At 52.9% G+C, this 17837-nt stretch carries 16 protein-coding genes; 5 read left to right on the top strand and 11 right to left on the bottom strand.

The window, feature by feature from the left end:
• Nucleotides 1–27 precede the first annotated feature (27 nt).
• A complete protein-coding gene (locus tag NYE48_RS06495) occupies nt 28–456 on the bottom strand; it encodes a DnaJ family domain-containing protein (protein WP_036711810.1) in 429 nt (142 codons plus the stop codon).
• Between the two features lie 243 nt (nt 457–699).
• On the opposite strand from NYE48_RS06495, the gene NYE48_RS06490 reads away from it, so the two are divergent.
• Both NYE48_RS06490 and NYE48_RS06485 read left to right on the top strand, forming a co-directional pair.
• Nucleotides 700–1539 carry a CPBP family intramembrane glutamic endopeptidase gene (locus tag NYE48_RS06490; RefSeq protein ID WP_340997573.1) on the top strand — a complete coding sequence of 280 codons (840 nt, stop codon included), beginning with the start codon at nt 700–702 and terminating at the stop codon, nt 1537–1539.
• 408 nt (nt 1540–1947) lie between these two features.
• Nucleotides 1948–3381, top strand: a complete 1434-nt coding sequence (locus NYE48_RS06485; protein WP_212950510.1) for a SpoVR family protein — start codon at nt 1948–1950, stop codon at nt 3379–3381.
• Nucleotides 3382–3579: 198 nt separating this feature from the next.
• Here the strand turns inward: NYE48_RS06485 and NYE48_RS06480 are convergent, their stop codons facing one another.
• The 4 genes from NYE48_RS06480 to NYE48_RS06465 all read right to left on the bottom strand — a co-directional run bounded on the left by NYE48_RS06480 (nt 3580) and on the right by NYE48_RS06465 (nt 8727).
• Nucleotides 3580–4272, bottom strand: a complete 693-nt coding sequence (locus NYE48_RS06480; protein ID WP_340997571.1) for a response regulator transcription factor — start codon at nt 4270–4272, stop codon at nt 3580–3582.
• A 141-nt stretch (nt 4273–4413) separates the two neighbouring features.
• On the bottom strand, nt 4414–5421 hold the full coding sequence (locus tag NYE48_RS06475) for a LacI family DNA-binding transcriptional regulator (protein WP_036714951.1): 1008 nt from the start codon (nt 5419–5421) through the stop codon (nt 4414–4416).
• A gap of 155 nt (nt 5422–5576) precedes the next feature.
• The gene (locus tag NYE48_RS06470) at nt 5577–6584 is read right to left on the bottom strand and encodes a globin-coupled sensor protein (protein ID WP_340997569.1); all 1008 of its coding nucleotides are present in this window, start codon (nt 6582–6584) and stop codon (nt 5577–5579) included.
• 247 nt (nt 6585–6831) lie between these two features.
• Nucleotides 6832–8727, bottom strand: coding sequence for a PrkA family serine protein kinase (locus tag NYE48_RS06465; protein WP_212950516.1), 1896 nt, complete (start codon nt 8725–8727; stop codon nt 6832–6834).
• A 238-nt stretch (nt 8728–8965) separates the two neighbouring features.
• Here NYE48_RS06465 and NYE48_RS06460 point away from each other — a divergent pair, with 238 nt between their 5' ends.
• Entirely contained in the window at nt 8966–9709 is a 744-nt protein-coding gene (locus NYE48_RS06460) for a DUF2161 domain-containing phosphodiesterase (RefSeq protein ID WP_340997567.1), read from the top strand.
• Here the strand turns inward: NYE48_RS06460 and NYE48_RS06455 are convergent.
• Together NYE48_RS06455 and NYE48_RS06450 are read right to left on the bottom strand one after the other, a co-directional pair.
• Nucleotides 9706–10929 (bottom strand): aminotransferase-like domain-containing protein, encoded by a 1224-nt coding sequence (locus tag NYE48_RS06455; RefSeq protein ID WP_340997566.1) that lies wholly within the window; start codon nt 10927–10929, stop codon nt 9706–9708. The two genes, NYE48_RS06460 and NYE48_RS06455, sit on opposite strands and share 4 nt — an antisense overlap.
• 79 nt (nt 10930–11008) lie before the next feature.
• Complete coding sequence (locus NYE48_RS06450; protein ID WP_036714954.1) at nt 11009–11665, bottom strand: response regulator transcription factor; 657 nt, start codon at nt 11663–11665, stop codon at nt 11009–11011.
• Between the two features lie 324 nt (nt 11666–11989).
• Here NYE48_RS06450 and NYE48_RS06445 point away from each other — a divergent pair, with 324 nt between their 5' ends.
• Nucleotides 11990–12397, top strand: a complete 408-nt coding sequence (locus tag NYE48_RS06445) for a hypothetical protein (RefSeq protein WP_340997565.1) — start codon at nt 11990–11992, stop codon at nt 12395–12397.
• The gene (locus tag NYE48_RS06440; RefSeq protein WP_340997564.1) at nt 12394–13461 is read left to right on the top strand and encodes a phosphodiester glycosidase family protein; all 1068 of its coding nucleotides are present in this window, start codon (nt 12394–12396) and stop codon (nt 13459–13461) included. The genes NYE48_RS06445 and NYE48_RS06440 overlap by 4 nt, the downstream gene beginning before the upstream one ends.
• Nucleotides 13462–13749: 288 nt before the next feature.
• Here the strand turns inward: NYE48_RS06440 and NYE48_RS06435 are convergent, their stop codons facing one another.
• From NYE48_RS06435 to glnA, 4 genes are all read right to left on the bottom strand, one after another.
• Entirely contained in the window at nt 13750–14004 is a 255-nt protein-coding gene (locus NYE48_RS06435; RefSeq protein WP_036714958.1) for an AbrB/MazE/SpoVT family DNA-binding domain-containing protein, read from the bottom strand.
• 282 nt (nt 14005–14286) lie between these two features.
• The gene (trmL, locus tag NYE48_RS06430; protein WP_340997563.1) at nt 14287–14751 is read right to left on the bottom strand and encodes a tRNA (uridine(34)/cytosine(34)/5-carboxymethylaminomethyluridine(34)-2'-O)-methyltransferase TrmL; all 465 of its coding nucleotides are present in this window, start codon (nt 14749–14751) and stop codon (nt 14287–14289) included.
• A gap of 128 nt (nt 14752–14879) precedes the next feature.
• On the bottom strand, nt 14880–15968 hold the full coding sequence (gene serC, locus NYE48_RS06425) for a 3-phosphoserine/phosphohydroxythreonine transaminase (protein WP_036714961.1): 1089 nt from the start codon (nt 15966–15968) through the stop codon (nt 14880–14882).
• Between the two features lie 214 nt (nt 15969–16182).
• A complete protein-coding gene (gene glnA / locus NYE48_RS06420) occupies nt 16183–17607 on the bottom strand; it encodes a type I glutamate--ammonia ligase (RefSeq protein WP_036714962.1) in 1425 nt (474 codons plus the stop codon).
• Between the last annotated feature and the right edge of the window lie 230 nt (nt 17608–17837).

Here is a 17837-nt window from a genome sequence, read left to right as displayed (position 1 = left end):
CTAGATCGTCCAGCCGTGGACGCCGGGTTAAACCCATTTCTCGCAAGCCGATTCAACGTTTGCGGCCGATACGAGCCCTTTTTGCAAAAGGGAATTCGGGACCAGCCGGTTGTATTTCCGGATCTTCTGATTGATGGCTTCAAGCTCGGCTTCCATCTCCGCCACCGGCGGCTTCCGGTCTGCGACCCGCTTCAAATCCGCGGCGATTTCCTTCCGGAGCTCGATCCAGGGCGGCTGAACATTGGCGTTCTTCAGGATGGACGTCAGCACGTCCCCTTCTTCGATTTTGATCGGTTTTCCTTTGCCGGGCAAATCGTTGAACCCGCCGTTTTTGGCGAATTCGTCGACGGCCGATTCGATCATGCCTTCCCGCGCGGACAAATGTTCATGCCTCTCTTCGGTCGTGTGCTGCTGAACTTCCCCTGCCGCTTTCTTTTTACGGTCATTCCAGTCCAAGACGCGCCACCTCATTTCAAGAAATGGATGAACCTCAAAAAATTAAAAATGAAGCATTTTCAATTTTATTGTAGCACGGGGCGTACGGTAGGCAGCCAAACCATATTTGAAAATTTTCCAAATTCTAAAAAGCCGGAGAACGGGATTCGAAAAAAATTCCGATCCAAATCCAGCGTCTTTATAAATTCTTGATAATCGTCTTCTACAATGGGTCCAACACATCCAGAAAGGAACGAATTTCCTATGAACAAATCATTTGCTTTCTCCGGTGCGGCCTTTAGCATCCTCGTGCTGTTACTGACGCTGCTTGCCAATTTATCGAAAATAACGGCCTTGGTTGCCATCAGCCAGCTCGCGCCCCTGATTACCGTCATGTTGCTGCTCATCGTCCTGCCCGGACGAAAGGAAGCCTTGAAGCTGCTCGGCATCGCCAAAATCGGCGGGCTGAAATGGTACGCGGCTGCACTGCTGTCGATCGTTCCGATTACGGTCGGTTTTCTCGGCGCTTGGGCATTCGGCATCGTGGACCTGCCTTCCGCCGAATTTCTCGCCAAAGGCGCGGCCCATTTTACCGTTCCCCAATACGTAGGGTATATCACGCGGAACTCCTGGGCGCCGATCATGCTGATCATGATGTTCATTTTTTCCTTCGGGGAGGAAATCGGCTGGCGCGGGTATTTGCAGCCCCGACTGACCAAAGCATTCGGCATCAAAAAATCGATCCTGATCACCGCAGCCGTGTGGACCTGCTTCCATTATCCTTTTTATCTGAACGGCTATAACGAGGACGGGAACGTCTGGATCAATATTTTGCTGTTTTCGGTCATGATTTTTCCTTTGTCGGTTTTCATGGGCTGGGTTCGCTGGCGGAGCCAAAGCGTATGGCCGGCCGTTGTCATTCACATGATCATCAATTTGTCGCGCAGCTGGCTGGAGCAGTTGTTTTTCGTAAAATCCGCGGGCTGGTCCTATGTCGCCGGAGAAAGCGGGATCGTGACCATCGTGGTTTGGGCCGTCGCTGCCCTGTTGATTTGGAAGAAGCTGCTTATAGAAGCCAAGCCGAACCCAGGCTCGCATGATTAAATCGCACATCCGCTGCATACAATGTACTGATTTTTCAGGCAGAACCGTGCTTCAATTTTCGGAACAAAAAATGCCGACTCCAGCTGGAATCGGCTCTCTCAAAATTCCGGTTGCTGAAGCCATCAGTAACTGAATTATAACATAAATCGTCCGAGGAACCCCGGGTCGGAATGTTCCCTTACGTAACGCTTAGAGAATGGTTAGATCAAATTTCATATCCAGGACAATCGTCCATCGTTGCATTATTAAATCGCACATCCGCTGCATACAATGTACTGGAGGATTTTCAAGGAGAACCGCCCCCGGCGCTAATCGCAGCATCCATCCCGTAAAGCTGTAACATCATGACTTTAACCCGTTCGGCGCTTACCGGCGTTCTTCTGGACACTGGGAAGGAGCTATTTACTCATGAGCGATGAAATCAAACAACTCGAATATGCCATCCGCGAAATCATGGAAATTGCCGACGGTTTTGGCCTGGATTATTATCCGATGCGTTACGAAATCTGCCCGGCAGACATTATTTATACCTTCGGCGCCTACGGCATGCCGACCCGTTTCTCGCACTGGAGCTTCGGCAAAACCTTCAACAAAATGAAGATGCAATACGACTTCGGGCTCAGCAAAATTTACGAGCTGGTCATCAACTCCAACCCCTGCTACGCGTTTTTGCTCGACGGCAATTCCCTGATCCAAAACAAGCTGATCGTCGCGCACGTCCTCGCCCACTGCGATTTTTTCAAAAACAACTACCGCTTCTCCGCTTCCAACCGCAACATGGTGGAGAGCATGTCGGCCACGGCCGAACGGATCAGCCGCTATGAAATGGACTACGGCACCGAAGCCGTTGAAAATTTCATCGACGCCGTCCTGAGCATCCAGGAGCATGTCGATCCTCAGCTCATCAAACCGCAGCATTTCGATAAGCAGCAATACATGGAATACAAAATCAAAGAACAAAAGGAATCGGCCAAACGCGAGCCGAAAACCAGCGAATACGACGATCTGTGGAGCCTGGATGAGCCCAGAAACAAAGAAAAAGGCGAACCCGGCCCGCGCCGTTTCCCGCCCGAACCGGAAAAAGACATCATGTGGTTCATCCAGGAGTTTTCCGAAGTGCTGGAGGACTGGCAGCGGGACATCATGAGCATGCTGCGCGAGGAAATGCTGTATTTTTGGCCGCAAATCGAAACGAAAATCATGAACGAAGGCTGGGCTTCGTATTGGCATCAGCGCATCATCCGGGAGCTGGACCTGACGAGCGAGGAAACGATCGAATTCGCCAAACTGAATGCCTCCGTCGTGCAGCCGTCGCGCAACAGCCTGAACCCGTATTATTTGGGGCTGAAAATTTTCGAGGATATCGAGCGGCGCTGGGATCACCCGACCCGGGAAGAGCAGGAGCTTGCCGGACGCAAGCCCGGTCAGGGGCGCCAAAAAATATTCGAGGTACGCGAATTCGATTCCGATATTTCCTTTATCCGCAACTATTTGACGAAAGAACTGACCGAGGATTTGGACTTATACGTATTCGAGAAAAAAGGCCCGGAATGGAAAATTACCGACAAAGCCTGGGAACGCGTCCGCGACCAGCTCGTCGTCTCCAGGGTCAACGGCGGCAACCCGTACCTGGTCGTGTCCGACGGGGATTACATGCGCAACGGGGAAATGGTCATCCGGCATGAATACGAAGGCACCGAACTCGACCTGAAATACATGGAACGGACGATGCCCTACGTGTACCAGCTGTGGGGACGCACGGTGCATCTCGAGACGGTGATCGAAGATAAAAAAGTGATGTTTTCGTACGACGGCAAAAAGCTGCACCGCAAGTTTGTGTGATGTTTGGGTTTTAAGGCCAAGACCGGTTCGCTCCGAACAATAACGTCACGCGGTCGGAAGCCGTCACGGTCATGATCCGTATGCTGCGGGCCGAAGCGGCTATCCGTGACTTGCTGGAATAAACGGCAATAAGCAACCTTGGCTTCGGTCTACGCCGGAAGCGAGGTTGCTTATTTTTTTGTCCGTCCCCCGTTGCGCTTATTTCTCCATTGCCTTATACCCGATCCCGTACACCGTTTGCAGCAAATAATGGGCGTCCCCAAGCTTTTTGCGCAGGCGCTGAATATGGATGTCCACGGTGCGCGTACCGCCGAAATACGCCATTCCCCATACGAGATCGAGCAAATCCTCGCGGGTGTACACACGCCCGGCATGGGACACCAAAAGCGCCAGCAGGTCGAATTCTTTCGGGGTCAAATCCATCGGTTCGCCGTTCATCTCCGCCGTTCGCCGGACCGTATCGACCTTCAAGCCTTCTAGACGGTAAACCTCCGAGTCGGGCAAAGACGTCCCGTCGCTTCCTTTGTCCAGCCGGCGGACGATCGATTTGGCGCGGGCGACGAGCTCGCGGATATCGAACGGTTTGCTCATGAAATCGTCGGCGCCAAGCTCGAGTCCGAGCACTTTGTCGACGATATCGTTTTTCACCGTCAGCAATAGGATGCCAAGCCCTTTCTCATGTTCCAGCCTCCTGCATACCTCGTAGCCGTTCAGTTTGGGCATCATGACGTCCAGGACGAGCAGATCGGGGCGGAACGAAGCGGCCTTTTGCAGGGCCTCCTCCCCATCCGCCGCCGTTGCGACCTCAAACCCTTCTCGTTTCAATGCATATACGATAGCGCTGCGGATGCTTTCCTCGTCGTCTGCAACCAGCACTTTTTTTTGATTCATCAGTCAGCCCTCCCGCTGCTTGCAGCAGCCGTTTTTCCGGTTGTACCCTATTATAATGAATGGTGCCCGGATGTGGAAATTTCGCATTAAAAAAGAACATGCTCCCGAGCCCTCCTCGAGGCATGTTCTTCCTTCCATGCATTATGCATCCTTCGCTTTCCCCGTCGATTCGCGGACGATCAAGCTGGACGGTTCCGTCAAGACCGGCGGCGGATCTCCGGGATGTTTGATCATGGCGATCAGCGCTTCGATCGATTTGACGCCGATGGCATGAATATTTTGGTTGATGGTCGTCAGCCTGGGTTTAAACAGCTCCGCTTCGAAAATATTATCGAAACCGACGACGGAAATATCGCCGGGAACGGATAACCCCCGCGCTTCGACCGCCCGGATCGCCCCAAAGGCCGCCATGTCGGAGGTGCAGATGACCGCCGTCGGAGGCTGGGCCAGATCCAACAGCATATTCATTCCGCGGATGCCGCTGTCGTAGGAATAGTCGCCGTCCGCGACATAATCGGCCCGATAGGGAAGCGAAAAAACCTCCAGCCCTTCCCGGTATCCCGCCAAACGCAATTCGTTGACGTCCTGGCCGGAAACGCCCGCCAAATAAGCGATCCGGCGATGTCCCAGCTCGAACAGATGCCTGACCGCCATCCGGATGCCGTTCCGGTTGTCCGTCGTAATATTGCCCGCCCGGAGACCGGTGGCGTCCGTGTCCACGAACATCGTCGGAATGCCGGACTGAATCAGTTCCTGGATGCTGCGGTGGTCCTTTTCCACGCCGAAGACGACAACCCCGTCCAAATTCCGGCTTTGGCAATGGTCGATGAAGGAATAGTCCGGATCGTTCAGCCGCGCGGACAAACGCATCAAATCATACCCGCTATGTTCCAGCGCCGTTTTGATTCCTTCCAGCAGCATCGATACGTACGGGTTCGTAAAAGGAACGTGAATGAGGACCCCGACGGTCCAGGATCTGCCGGTGACGAGGCCTCTAGCAATGACATTGGGACGGTAACGAAGCCGCGCAATCGCATGTTTCACTTTTTTTCTCGTTTTTTCGCTGACATCCGGGTAATGGTTTATTACTTTGGATACGGTGGCAACCGATACCCCTGCTTCCTTAGCCACATCATGGATCGAAGCCATTCAATCACCCCAAACGACGGATTGCCGAAACGCTTTTAATGTATCGTCTGCCTCATCCTCATGATGCCATACTCTATTATACTAGAATGGTGGAGCGAATATACGATTTATTTTGCAGGAAAATGGAAGATTAAGCAATCCGTTCCAGGTCAGCTTTAGCTTCGTTTCTGGATTTCCGCCAGATCCTGCGTCAGCTTTTCGATCACGCTCACAAACGATGCCAGCTCCTGCGAGCTGCTCGCCTGTTCCCTGGCATGAACCGTCGTTTTTTCCGTTTCCGCCTGGACGCGGCTCAGCCGTTCCATAATGCCCGATACCTTGTCCTGGATCTGCTCGAGCGCTTCCCGCGAATGCGCCGCCAGCTTGCGCACCTCGCCCGCGACCACCGCGAAACCTCTGCCCATGTCCCCGGCGTGCGCGGCTTCGATCGCGGCATTGAGCCCCAGCAAATGGGTCTGGTCGGAGATCGCTTTGATCAAGGCGCCCATGCTTTCGATCTGCTGCACGTCCTCGTGCAGCTCGTCCATCAGCGCGTGAGCCGTCTCCTGGGAATCGGCCGTTACCTGCGCGGTCACCGCGATCTGTCCGGCGCTTTCGTTCAGCTCCGCAATCATGCCGGTGAGCTGCTGCACGACTTCGGTCACCGCCTGCAGCACATGCTCTTTTTCGTCCGCCAAATCTTTCAGCTTCTCTTTTTCTTTCATCTCGTACGCTTCAAGCACCAGCTGGGAGTCGAGATTGAACATTTTGCTGAGCGAAAACACGACCTTGGTCCACTGATCCGGCACGGCCTGCCGGAGCAAATCCGTCGCGATGTCCAGATAAGTCATATAACTGCCGAGATAATATTCGACGCCGAGCCCGACGCGGGAATGCACAAGGCCGATCGCGACCCGTCTCTCCAAATACGCATCGTCGATCCTGCCTTCGGCCAGCGACAGCCAGTACTCCCTTTGCGTTTCTTTTAATCTATCGATGGTGGTGAATCTGCCGATGATCTCCATCAGCTCCGGCTCCGTCGCAATATGGGCGTAAAAACGGTTCACCACCTCTTCGACGACTTTCTCGAATACGGGACGGTGTTGCGCCAGAATTTCCATATCCTGCTCGGTCAACTTGATGTAATTCAGCTGCTGCTGCCGTTTCGGGGATATATTGATCATGGATCAGGCATCTCCTTCTTTAGTCCTAAATTTTTCAGTTTAAAATGCTAACTTTGTATATTATAGACTATATCGACGCGTAATCCACTAGATTTGAATCATTTTTTTGCAAATCTTTCCTGTCCCTGAAAAATCCTGCGGGAGCGCCTGCCCCTCCCCTGGCTCCGATCTGAATGTTTGAAGGGGCTCCTAAACGGAGATCCGGAACCGAAAAAAACCGCCCTCTGTCCGAGGACGGCTCCGCTTTTTACCGGTTCAGCAAACTTCCCACGTATCTCAGCAATTCATTCGCGCAGACCGGGCAATATCCATGGTCATCCATCAAACGTTTGCTGACTTCGTTGATCCGCTTCAGCTGCGTCGCATCCGGCGTTTTGGTGGAGGTCGTGATTTTGACGATGTCTTTCAGATCGGCAAACAATTTCTTTTCGATTGCTTCGCGCAGCCGGTCGTGGTTATGGTATTCGAATTTTTTCCCTTTGCGCGAGTAGGACGATATGCGGATCATGATTTCTTCCCTGAACGCCTTTTTGGCGTTTTCCGAAATGCCGATCTGTTCCTCGATCGAACGCATCAGGCGCTCATCCGGATTCATCTCCTCGTCGGTCAGCGGATCGCGGATTTTGGACATGTTGCAGAAAGCTTCGATATTGTCCAGGTAATTTTCAAAAAGCGTTTTTGCCGACTCGTCAAAAGAGTACACAAACGCTTTTTGGACTTCTTTTTTGGCGAGCTCATCGTATTCCTTGCGGGCAACGGCGATAAAATTCAAATAACGCTCCCGTTCGTCCTTGGTGATGGAGGCATGCTGGTCGAGTCCGTCCTTGATCGCCCGCAAAATGTCCAGCGCGTTAATGCACTGAAGGTCCTGCTTGATCAAAGCGCTGGAAATGCGGTTGATGACATACCGCGGATCCACGCCGGACATGCCTTCTTCCAAATACTCGGACTGCATTTCCTTCAGGTCGGCTTCCTTGAAGCCTTCGATTTCCTCCCCGTCGTACATCCGCATTTTTTTGACCAGATCCATGCCGTGTTTTTTCGTTTCCTTCAGGCGGGTCAGGATGGAAAAAATGGCTGCCGCTCGCAGCGCATGCGGCGCAATATGCACATGCTGCATATCGCTTTGCTTGATCAGCTTGTTGTAGATTTTCTCTTCCTCGGAAACCTTCAGGTTGTATGGAATCGGCATGACGATCATCCGTGATTGCAGCGCTTCGTTTTTCTTGTTGGAAATAAACGCTTTGTATTCCGCTTCGTTCGTATGCGCGACGATCAATTCATCCGCCGATATCAGCGCGAAACGCCCTGCTTTGAAATTGCCCTCCTGGGTTAAGGAAAGCAAATTCCACAAAAACTTCTCGTCGCACTTCAGCATTTCCTGGAATTCCATCAGCCCCCGGTTGGCCTTGTTCAATTCGCCGTCAAAACGGTAGGCCCGCGGATCCGATTCGGAGCCGTATTCGGTGATCGTCGAAAAGTCGATGCTGCCGGTCAGATCGGCGATATCCTGCGATTTCGGGTCGGAAGGGCTGAAGGTGCCGATCCCCACCCTGGCATCCTCGGAAATGATCACGCGGGTTACGGGCACCTTTTCGATGTCACCGCCGTACTCCAGCTTCAGGCGCATTTGGCAGGAAGGGCATAAATTCCCCTCGATGCGGACGCCAAGCTCCCTCTCCACTTCGGGCCTGAGCTCGAGCGGGATCAAATGCAGCGGTTCCTCGTGCATCGGGCAGCCGTCTATGGCATAAAGCGCTCCCTGTTCCGTTCGCGAGTATTTTTCCAGGCCCCGTTTCAGGAGAGTGACCAGCGTAGATTTGCCGCCGCTAACCGGGCCCATCAGCAGCAGGATCCGTTTGCGGACGTCAAGCCGGCGCGCCGCGGAATGGAAATATTCCTCCACGAGCTTCTCGATGGACCGGTCCAGGCCGAAAATCTCCTGCTCGAAAAATTTATAACGCTTATGGCCGCCAACCTCCTCCACGCCGTACGACTTGATCATGTCATACACGCGTGCATGAGCCGTGACCGCCGCCGAAGGATTTTTACGGAGCAGCTCGATGTAATCTTTAAAGGTGCCGTTCCACGCAAGTTGATCACTTTCTGCCCGATAGGCCGCAACGCGTTCGAAAATATCCATGCTAGTACCTCCTATGACTACGTTATGAGTTGTCAAAAATTCCATCAAAGCGTCAAGGGTCAACTTTCATCCCGTTTTTCTTTGTTCATATTCGCAAATCCATTGATCGAAAAGTGTATTACATACCTATGCGGAACCATGGGATTAGTTGACCTATTTTTTCGCGAAAGGAGGATTGTCTTTTATCGAATGTTATAATATAGGAAATCAACCGTCTTGGAAGCAAAGGGGAATGATCATGACCGTACGGCATGAAACCGAGCTGTATGAGCCGCTGAAGGCTTTTTTCGAACAGCGGGGCTACGAAATCAAAGGAGAGGTGCGGCACTGCGATTTGGTCGGGGTGCATCCGGCGGAGGCGGAGCCCTTGATCGTGGAAATGAAAAAGACGTTCAATCTCGCGCTGCTGCTGCAGGGGATGGAACGTCTTCAGCTGAGTTCCCGCGTTTATTTGGCGGTCGAACGGAGCAGGGCCAAGCGCGGAGCCGTCAATCAGCGTTGGGGCGATATTGCGAAATTGTGCCGCAAGCTGGGATTCGGCCTCATCACGATTACGTTTTATAAAACGAAAAAACCTTTTGTCGAAGTGCTCTGCGAACCGGGCGTCCAGGAGCCGGCGAAACCCGTCAGGCAAAAACGCAAGGAGCGCCTATTGTACGAGTTCCACGAACGCAGCGGGGATTATAACGTCGGCGGAAGCAGCCGGGCAAAGCTGGTTACCGCCTACCGCGAAAAAGCGCTGCGCGTCGCGCAAGCCCTGGCGGCCGCGCCTCCGGAAGGCGCGTCTCCCGCCCAGCTGCGCAGCCTGACCGGCATCGGCAACGCGGCGGCCATCCTGCAGCATAATTATTACGGATGGTTTGAACGGATCAGGCGCGGCCGTTACGTGCTCACGGCAGCCGGAACCGAAAGCCTCAAGGAATATGCCGGGGTGCTCGAAACCGATTCTTCATCCGCGGCGGAACCGGCCGGCAAACGTTAACTCCGGGCCGTAAATTCCGAGATCGCTTCGCCGATCAAATTCATCCCGAGCAGCAGCTCATCCCGGCCGGGATGCGTGAAATTCAGGCGGATATATCCGCTGCCGCCCCCATTCGGATAACACAATGAGCCCGGCAAAAACGCGGCGCCTTTATCCAGCGAACATTTCAGCAGGGCGACGCCGTCCAGGGCATCCGGGAGCTTTACCCACAGGAACATGCCTCCCCGGGGCACCTCGAAGCTTACATGTTTCCACGCCGGACGCTTCAGCAGCTCCGTCATCAGCTTGAGTCTCGTTTCGTACTCGCGGTTCAGCATCCGGATATGTTCATGGATATTAAAGGTAGAAGATTCAAGCAGATAATGAAGAAGGCACTGGTTGAAATGGCTCGACTGCCAATCCGCCAGCTGTTTGGCCATGACCATCGTATCGATCATCTTTTTGTTCCCGGCCGCCCAGCCCGTACGAAGCGCGGGAACGACCGTTTTGCTGAAGGAGCCGATATGCAGCACCTGCCCCCCGTTTCCCGCATCGTCCAGCGAATACAGGGAGGGATACTCGCGGTAAAACGCCTTTGCGCCGATTCCCCCGAAATGAAGGTCGCCATAGGAATTGTCCTCCACGATGAGGATTTTCCGCGATTTGCATATATCCAGAACCTCCCGCCGGCGTACCAGGCTCCACAATATTCCGGTCGGATTCGTGAAGTTCGGCGATACGAGCAGAAGCTTCGGCTTCAGCCTCTCCGCTTCCTCAAGCAACCGCTCCGGGTTGATCCCCTCCGCATCCCCTTCGACCGGCACGATCGACGCTCCTTGCATCTTCAGGATTTGCAAAAATCCCGGAGCCGTCGGCTGCTCGACCAGCACCGGATCGCCGGGCTCAACGTATACGCGGGCTAAAAGATCCATCGCCTGCTGGCTGCCCGTCGTGAGCAGCACCTGTCCCGCATGCACATCCGTTCCCTTGCGTTCCTGAAAATCCTTGCACAGCCATTCCCGAAGCGGCAAATAGCCCTGCGGCTCGCCGTATTGCAGCGCCGCAGGGCTTTTGGAAATGACGGCTGCCGCGGCAGCCTCCAGTGACGAAATCGGGAACAACTCCTCGGCGGGAAGTTCCTCGGCAAAAGAAATGAACGATTCCCGAGTAGACAGCGATCTCATGAAGTGAATCGGCGACGAAAGCATCGCCTTCGTGCGCTCCGCAAAGGAATACTGCATGATATCTCCTCCTTCTCCCAGTTCCAATCACCGGCGATCCGGTATGTATCTTCTCTTCTATATGTATATATATCCCGGATCAATTGAAAACAGGACTTTTTTGTCTCATGGTCAGCGCGAACTTTTCGATCGCTTGAGCACGGGTGGACACGCCGAGCTTCACGTATATTTTACGCAAATAATTGTCGATCGAACGCCGGCTGACGGAAATTTCCATCGCGATTTTATCATAGGTAATGCCCTGCACGATCCGCTCCATGATGAAAATTTCGGTTTCCGTCAAATGATACAACCCCCCGTCGATCACCGCCGGCTGCACCTGCCAAATCCCGTTTTTCAGCCAATCCATCGGCAGCATCGCAAGCCCTTCGCGCAGCCCGTCGATCATCAGCATCAATTGGGCCGCGGACGCCTGTTTCGACAAAATTCCGCTTCCGCCCAAATTGACGATCGAATGCAGCAGCTTGATCCCGTCGGTATCGGTCAAAATAATCACGTGGCTGTCCGGCGACGCATGTTTGATTCTTTCCAGCAGCGTTTCCGCCGTTCCTTCCGGCATTTGGTAGTCCAAGAGCACCAGTTCCGGCTTTTGTTCGGCCACGAGCACCAGCCCTTCCTCCCAGGTGGAACCCATGCCCGTAACCCTAAGTTCTTCCCTTTCTTCCAAAATCAATTTGGTTCCCAGCATACTCGTGGGGTGACTGTCAACAATCACGACCCGCCAAACCTTCGTCATTTCGATTGAAACCCCCTGATCGATAAAAGTGGAATGAATGTTTGATCATCTGATTTATGATTAGTCATGAGCGCGTTAAATGCTTGTTTTCAGACGTATAAAAGGTAGATCGTGGCGTCAGAGGCATAATTAGGAAAATAATGTTAAACATACCATGCCCGCTCCCTGCAGCAAATAAATCTAACAAGATTGTATCGCAACGCTTCCATATGGCGCAATCTCTTTTTAGGCTTTTCTGTGACTTTAGATTCATTTTTGCGAAATTGGTAGGGGAATGTTAGAATGAGGACTGGCAAAAAAACCAATTGTAACCGGGGTGATGATATGCAAACGAACACCGATCCTTCCTCCGCCTATCAAAACCGGACAAGCCGGGGAAAATCCCCTTCCGCCATGCTCGTTTTGATCATTTGGGTATTGCTTGTAGCCGCAGGCATAACCAGCGCTTATCTATACAGCAATCATATGAAGCAGGAAATGGTCCGGCAGATTCAGGCCGACACGCATAAACAAATGAATGAGCTGAAGCAAAGCTACGAAGCCAGGTTTGCGGAATTGTCCGGGGAAGTGAAAGAGCTCGAAGGCAAGGTGCAGTCGTTTAACGAGCTGCTGACGTTCACCAAAGACAACGCGACCAGCAAAACGGATAACAGCAATAAGCTGTACACCCAGCTGAACGAAGTCAAAAAACAGCTGAGCGAACTTCAGCGGAAAATGGACTTGCTGAAATGATTTCGACGAAAAAGAAAATCAACCGGTTTTTCCTGCTTGCGACCGGTCCTTTTCTGGGCATGTTCGCGTTTATGTTGTTCAGCTTTCAATCGATGCATGTGGAGGTACATACGGCCTCCTACGTCCCTAAGCAAACGCTGGCGGCCCAAACGGTGCAGCTCAAGCAAAACCTGGACAAGGCCGATCAAACCGTAAAAGCGACCATTTCTTCGATTCGCAAAACTTCGGCCCTGTATAAACAGACGACCGCCGCCATGAATGCCATCGTCAAGACGGCGCAAACCCAGGCGGCGCGACCCGAGTCCATTTATAACCGCAGGATCAGCGTCAAGCTCGGTACCCCCTTCGAGCGGGTCGAAAGCAGCCGGATCCGGATCGAGCTGTACCGCGTGAATCCCGGCGTATACCAGGGGTACGCGATGAAAGTGAAGCTCAAGGACCCGGACGCCATGCAGATGGCGCTTGGCCGTGACAAAGTCGGCGGGGCGGAAACGACGTTTCAGGCCGTGAGCCGGAAAGGCGCCGTGGCCGGCATCAACGCCGGAGGGTTTGCCGATAGCGGCGGCAAGCGTTACCCGCTGAGCACCACGGTGCTGAACGGAAAATACGTCAACGGATTCGAGCCCAGCTTCAAGGATCTGTTTTTTGTGGGCCTGAACGATGCTGGCAGGCTGATTGGCGGCAAATTTTCGAACCAGGCGGATTTGGATCGCCTCAAACCGAGATTCGGGGCTACGTTCGTGCCGGTTCTGCTGAAAAACGGGCAGCCGATGCCGATTCCGGAAAAATGGAAAACGTCGCCGTACCGCGCGCCGCGTACCGTGATCGGGAACTATAAGGACGACCAGCTTTTGATCCTTGTCGTCGACGGTTACAACGAAAGCGGCAGCTCCGGGGCGACGCTGCAAGAGCTTCAAAGCAAACTGTACGGACTTGGCGTCATGGATGCCTATAATCTGGACGGCGGCGGTTCTTCTTCCCTTATTGTGAACGGAAGAGTCGTCAACCATCCGTCGGACGGCAGCCTGCGGCCGGTGCCGACCCACTTTTTATTTTTCAAATAAAACGATATTCATTTATTTTTTGCCGAAGTGTGGGTATAATATGGTTTATGAGCATGGTAGATTAGCGGGAGGTGGCCTTCATGTCGTTCTCATTAACGTTTTGGATTATTGCACTGGTGCTTGCTATGTTCCTGGCAGGCATTTTAACCGCGGCTTATAACGATGATAAGACCAAAGGCCTTTAATCCACGGCCCAAAAGGCTTCCTGACCAGGAAGCCTTTTTTTCGTTTTCTTCACCCGCTAAAAAAAGAAACATCACGAATGCATTCGTGATGCCTGATTGGTCATTATGCGTGCCTTTGCAGCTGCGCCATGTCGGATTGGCACTGCCCGCAAATGTAACGTTCCTTGAACTCGCTCACTTCTTCCATGGAGCCGCAGAATACGCATTTCGGACGGTAACGCTCCAAAATGATATGATCTCCCTGCACCAAAATTTCGACAGGGTCCCCCTCATTCATCTGATACCGTTTTCTTAACGATTTGGGCAAGACGATTCTCCCCAGCTGATCGACTTTGCGAACTACGCCAGCAGGTTTCATAGACAAACTACACCTCTCCTATTTAACTATTCAACTTACGGGATTATAGACATGATTTGCGAACGGGGCCGAACCATCTCTACAATCGCGAAGAAAACGTCGATTCGCGCGGATTCATCTGCTCGAATGCCGTCGAAGGACATTTCCCCCCTGATTAGAAAGTACTCCTTACGGCCAGGATGCCTTTTCCAATCACAAAAATATGGGTCTTTTTTAATAGTTCGATGTACGGATGTCGAATCCTGCTAACGATAAACATTTTTATTTCTTTCTTTTAGAAACTTACTTCGTGCCGGGAAAATCGAGCTGGCGCAGCGCTTCGTACACGATGATCGCCGCCGAATTGGACAAATTCAAAGAGCGCACCTTGTCGGTCATCGGCATGCGGATGCAGGTGTCGGGGTTCGCGGCAAGCAGCTCCGGCGGTAGTCCCTTGGTCTCTTTTCCGAACACAAGAAAATCCCCGTCCCGGAACTCGACGTCGGTATAGCGCTTGTCTGCTTTTGTCGAAGTATAGAAGAAACGGCCTTCCGGGTATTTCTCCTGCAGCTCCGCAAACGAATCATGGTATTCGATGTGAACGGCATACCAGTAATCCAGGCCCGCTCTTTTCAGCTTCGCATCGTCCGTGCTGAATCCGAGCGGACGCACCAGATGCAAATGGGCGCCCGTCGCGGCGCAGGTTCTTGCGATATTTCCGGTATTGGCCGGTATTTCAGGTTCTACAAGCACGATATGCAGTGCCATGGTCAATCACTCCATCCTTCAGATTCAAGATTTAAAGCGGGAAACCGCCGCCTAAAGCAACGAAAAAGCCCTTCGCCGTTGGGCGAAAGGCTGTCTGTTCCACAGGCTAAAGTCCGTTTCAGCTTGCCTTATCCATGACGCTTCTGGAAATCGGCCATGAAATCGACCAAAGCTTTGCAGCTCTCGTAAGGCACCGCGTTGTAAATCGAAGCGCGCAGTCCGCCGACGCTGCGGTGACCCTTCAGGCCTACGAATCCTGCCTGCTCCGATTCCTTGATGAACTGCTTTTCGAGTTCTTCCGATGCCAGGCGGAACGTAATGTTCATGATCGAGCGGCTGCCGGCATCCACGGGACCGCGATAGAAGCCTTCGCTGCTATCGATTATATCATAAATAAGTCCCGCTTTCTTGCGGTTGGCCCGTTCGACTCCGGCAAGGCCGCCCTGCTCTTCGATCCATTTCAAAACCTCGTTTACCATATATACCGAAAAAGACGGAGGCGTGTTGTACAGAGAGTCGTTTTTCGCATGCGTGCTGTAACGGAGCATCGTCGGAATGTGGCTCGGAGAATCGGCCAGCATGGCCTCCCGGGCGATGACGACCGTAACCCCGGAGGGTCCCAGGTTTTTCTGAGCGCCCGCATAAATAAAATCGAACTGCGTCGCGTCGAATTCGCGGCACAAAATGTCGCTGGACATATCCGCGATCAGCGGCACGTTTCCGGTGGCCGGATACTGCTGGTATTGCGTCCCTTCAATCGTTTCGTTGGAGGTCACGTGCAGGTATGCCGCGTTTTCCGGAATTTCGATGCTTGCAAGATCGGGAATCTTCATATACTTGTCCGCTTCCGAAGAGGCTGCGATATGCGTTTCGCCGATCAGCTTGGCTTCCTTGATCGCTTTGTCCGCCCAGCTTCCGCTTTTGACGTAGCTCGCCGTTTTGCCTTCGGTCAAAAAGTTCATCGGAATCATCGCAAACTGCGTGCTGGCTCCCCCTTGCAAAAACAGCACCTTGTAGCCTTCGGGATTGCCGAGAAGCGACAGCAGGCGGCTTTCCGCTTCATGGTGGACTTCTTCGTATACTTTGCCCCGGTGCGACATTTCCATGATGGACATGCCCGTTCCCCGAAAATCAACAAACTCCGCTTGCGCGCGCGTCAACACTTCAAGCGGCAGCGCCGCCGGCCCCGCATTGAAATTGTATGCTCTCTTGCTCACGTTAACTCTCCATCCTCTCTCTGTACTCGAATTTTTGAATTCAATGATAGCAGGTATCCGGGAAGGCATCAAGTACCAAAATGCACAAGCACCAGGTCCCGGTTTGCCATCGTTCCTTATTCCACTTTAGCATATTTCCTGGATTAAAGCTTTAAAGAATTGCAAAACGAAAGAGACTGCCCCGTGCCGGGACAGCCTTTCGCCAACATTTCGATTAGCAGTCAAAATACAGACTATATTCATGCGGATGAATCCGGATTGATACCGCTTTGGCTTCGCCGCGTTTCAATTCGATGAAGTTATCGATGAATTCTTTCGTAAATACGCCGCCTTCAAGCAGGAATTCATGGTCCGCTTTCAGTGCGTCGAGCGCTTCGTCCAACGTGCCCGGCACGCTGCGGATTTCGGCTTTTTGCTCGTCGGAGAGCTCATAGATGTTTTTGTCCATCGGTCCGTAGCCGAGCTCAACCGGGTTGATTTTGCGCTTGATGCCGTCGAGGCCGGCCATCAGCATCGCGGAGAAGGCCAGGTAAGGGTTGGCCGTGGAGTCCGGCGTGCGGAACTCGATGCGGCAGCCTTTCGGCGTTACGGCAGCGACCGGAATGCGGATGGCCGCGGAACGGTTGCCTTTGGAGAATACGAGGTTTACAGGCGCTTCGTAGCCCGGAACCAGACGTTTGAACGAGTTGGTCGACGGGTTCGTGAGCGCAAGCAGCGCAGGCGCATGGTACAGGATGCCGCCGATGTAGTGAAGAGCCATCTCGCTCAGGTTGGCGTAGCCGCCTTTTTCATAAAACAGCGGGGTATCGCCGTCGAAAATCGATTGGTGCACGTGCATTCCGCTGCCGTTGTCGCCGAAAAGCGGTTTCGGCATGAAGGTTGCCACTTTGCCGTATTGGCGGGCCGTGTTGTGCACGATATATTTGTAGATCAGCAGGTTATCCGCTGTTTTCTTCAGGGTGTCGAAACGGAAGTTGATTTCGGCTTGGCCTGCGGTTGCCACTTCATGGTGATGGCGTTCCACGCGCAGTCCCACTTCTTCAAGCAGGCGGCACATTTCGCTGCGGATGTCCTGCTGCGTATCGACAGGAGCGACCGGCACGTATCCGCCTTTCACTCTGACCTTGAAGCCGAGGTTGCCGCCGTCTTCCTTGCGGTTCGTATTCCATGCGGCTTCTTCGGAATCCACATAGAAGGAAGAGCTGTTCATGCTGCTTTCGTAACGTACGTCATCAAAAATAAAGAACTCGGACTCCGGCGCGAAAAATGCAGCTGTTCCGATGCCGCTGGCTTGCAGATATTCCTCCGCTTTCGCCGCGATGCTGCGTGGATCGCGCTCGTAACGCTCGCCGTCCGGCGTATAGATGTTGCACATGATGTTGATGGTCGGATGTGCGGTAAACGGATCGATGAATGCCGCTTCCGGATCGGGCATCATAACCATGTCGGATTCTTCGATTCCGCGGAATCCGGCGATGGAAGAGCCGTCAAACGCAACCCCGTTTACGAACGTCTCCTCATCCACTTCTCTGGCAGGCAAAGAAATGTGATGGGCCCGGCCAGACAAATCCACAAAACGAAAATCCACCCACTCAATTGCATTATCTTTGATCGTTTTCAACACGTTTTCAACCGACATGTTCTCTTCCTCCCATTATCCGAACATTTACCCGCATTTTCTACGTGAACGTTCAGTATCTACTATTTATGTCGTCATTATAAAACGCAAAACCTGACATCGTCAATATCCATGTCAGGTATTTTTTTGACTTGTGTCAGGTATTCTTACACATTTGGTTTCAAGCCTATGTTATCCGCACGCAAATAGCCTGCCCACCCGGTCTGGAGGCCGGTGAGCAGGCTTGTATA

The sequence above is a fragment of the Paenibacillus sp. FSL M7-1455 genome (genome assembly GCF_038004655.1).
Taxonomy (GTDB): Bacteria; Bacillota; Bacilli; order Paenibacillales; family Paenibacillaceae; genus Paenibacillus_AQ; species Paenibacillus_AQ cookii.
The sequence above is the reverse complement of the archived record's forward strand: the minus strand, read 5'-3'. Positions and strand labels throughout refer to the sequence as shown.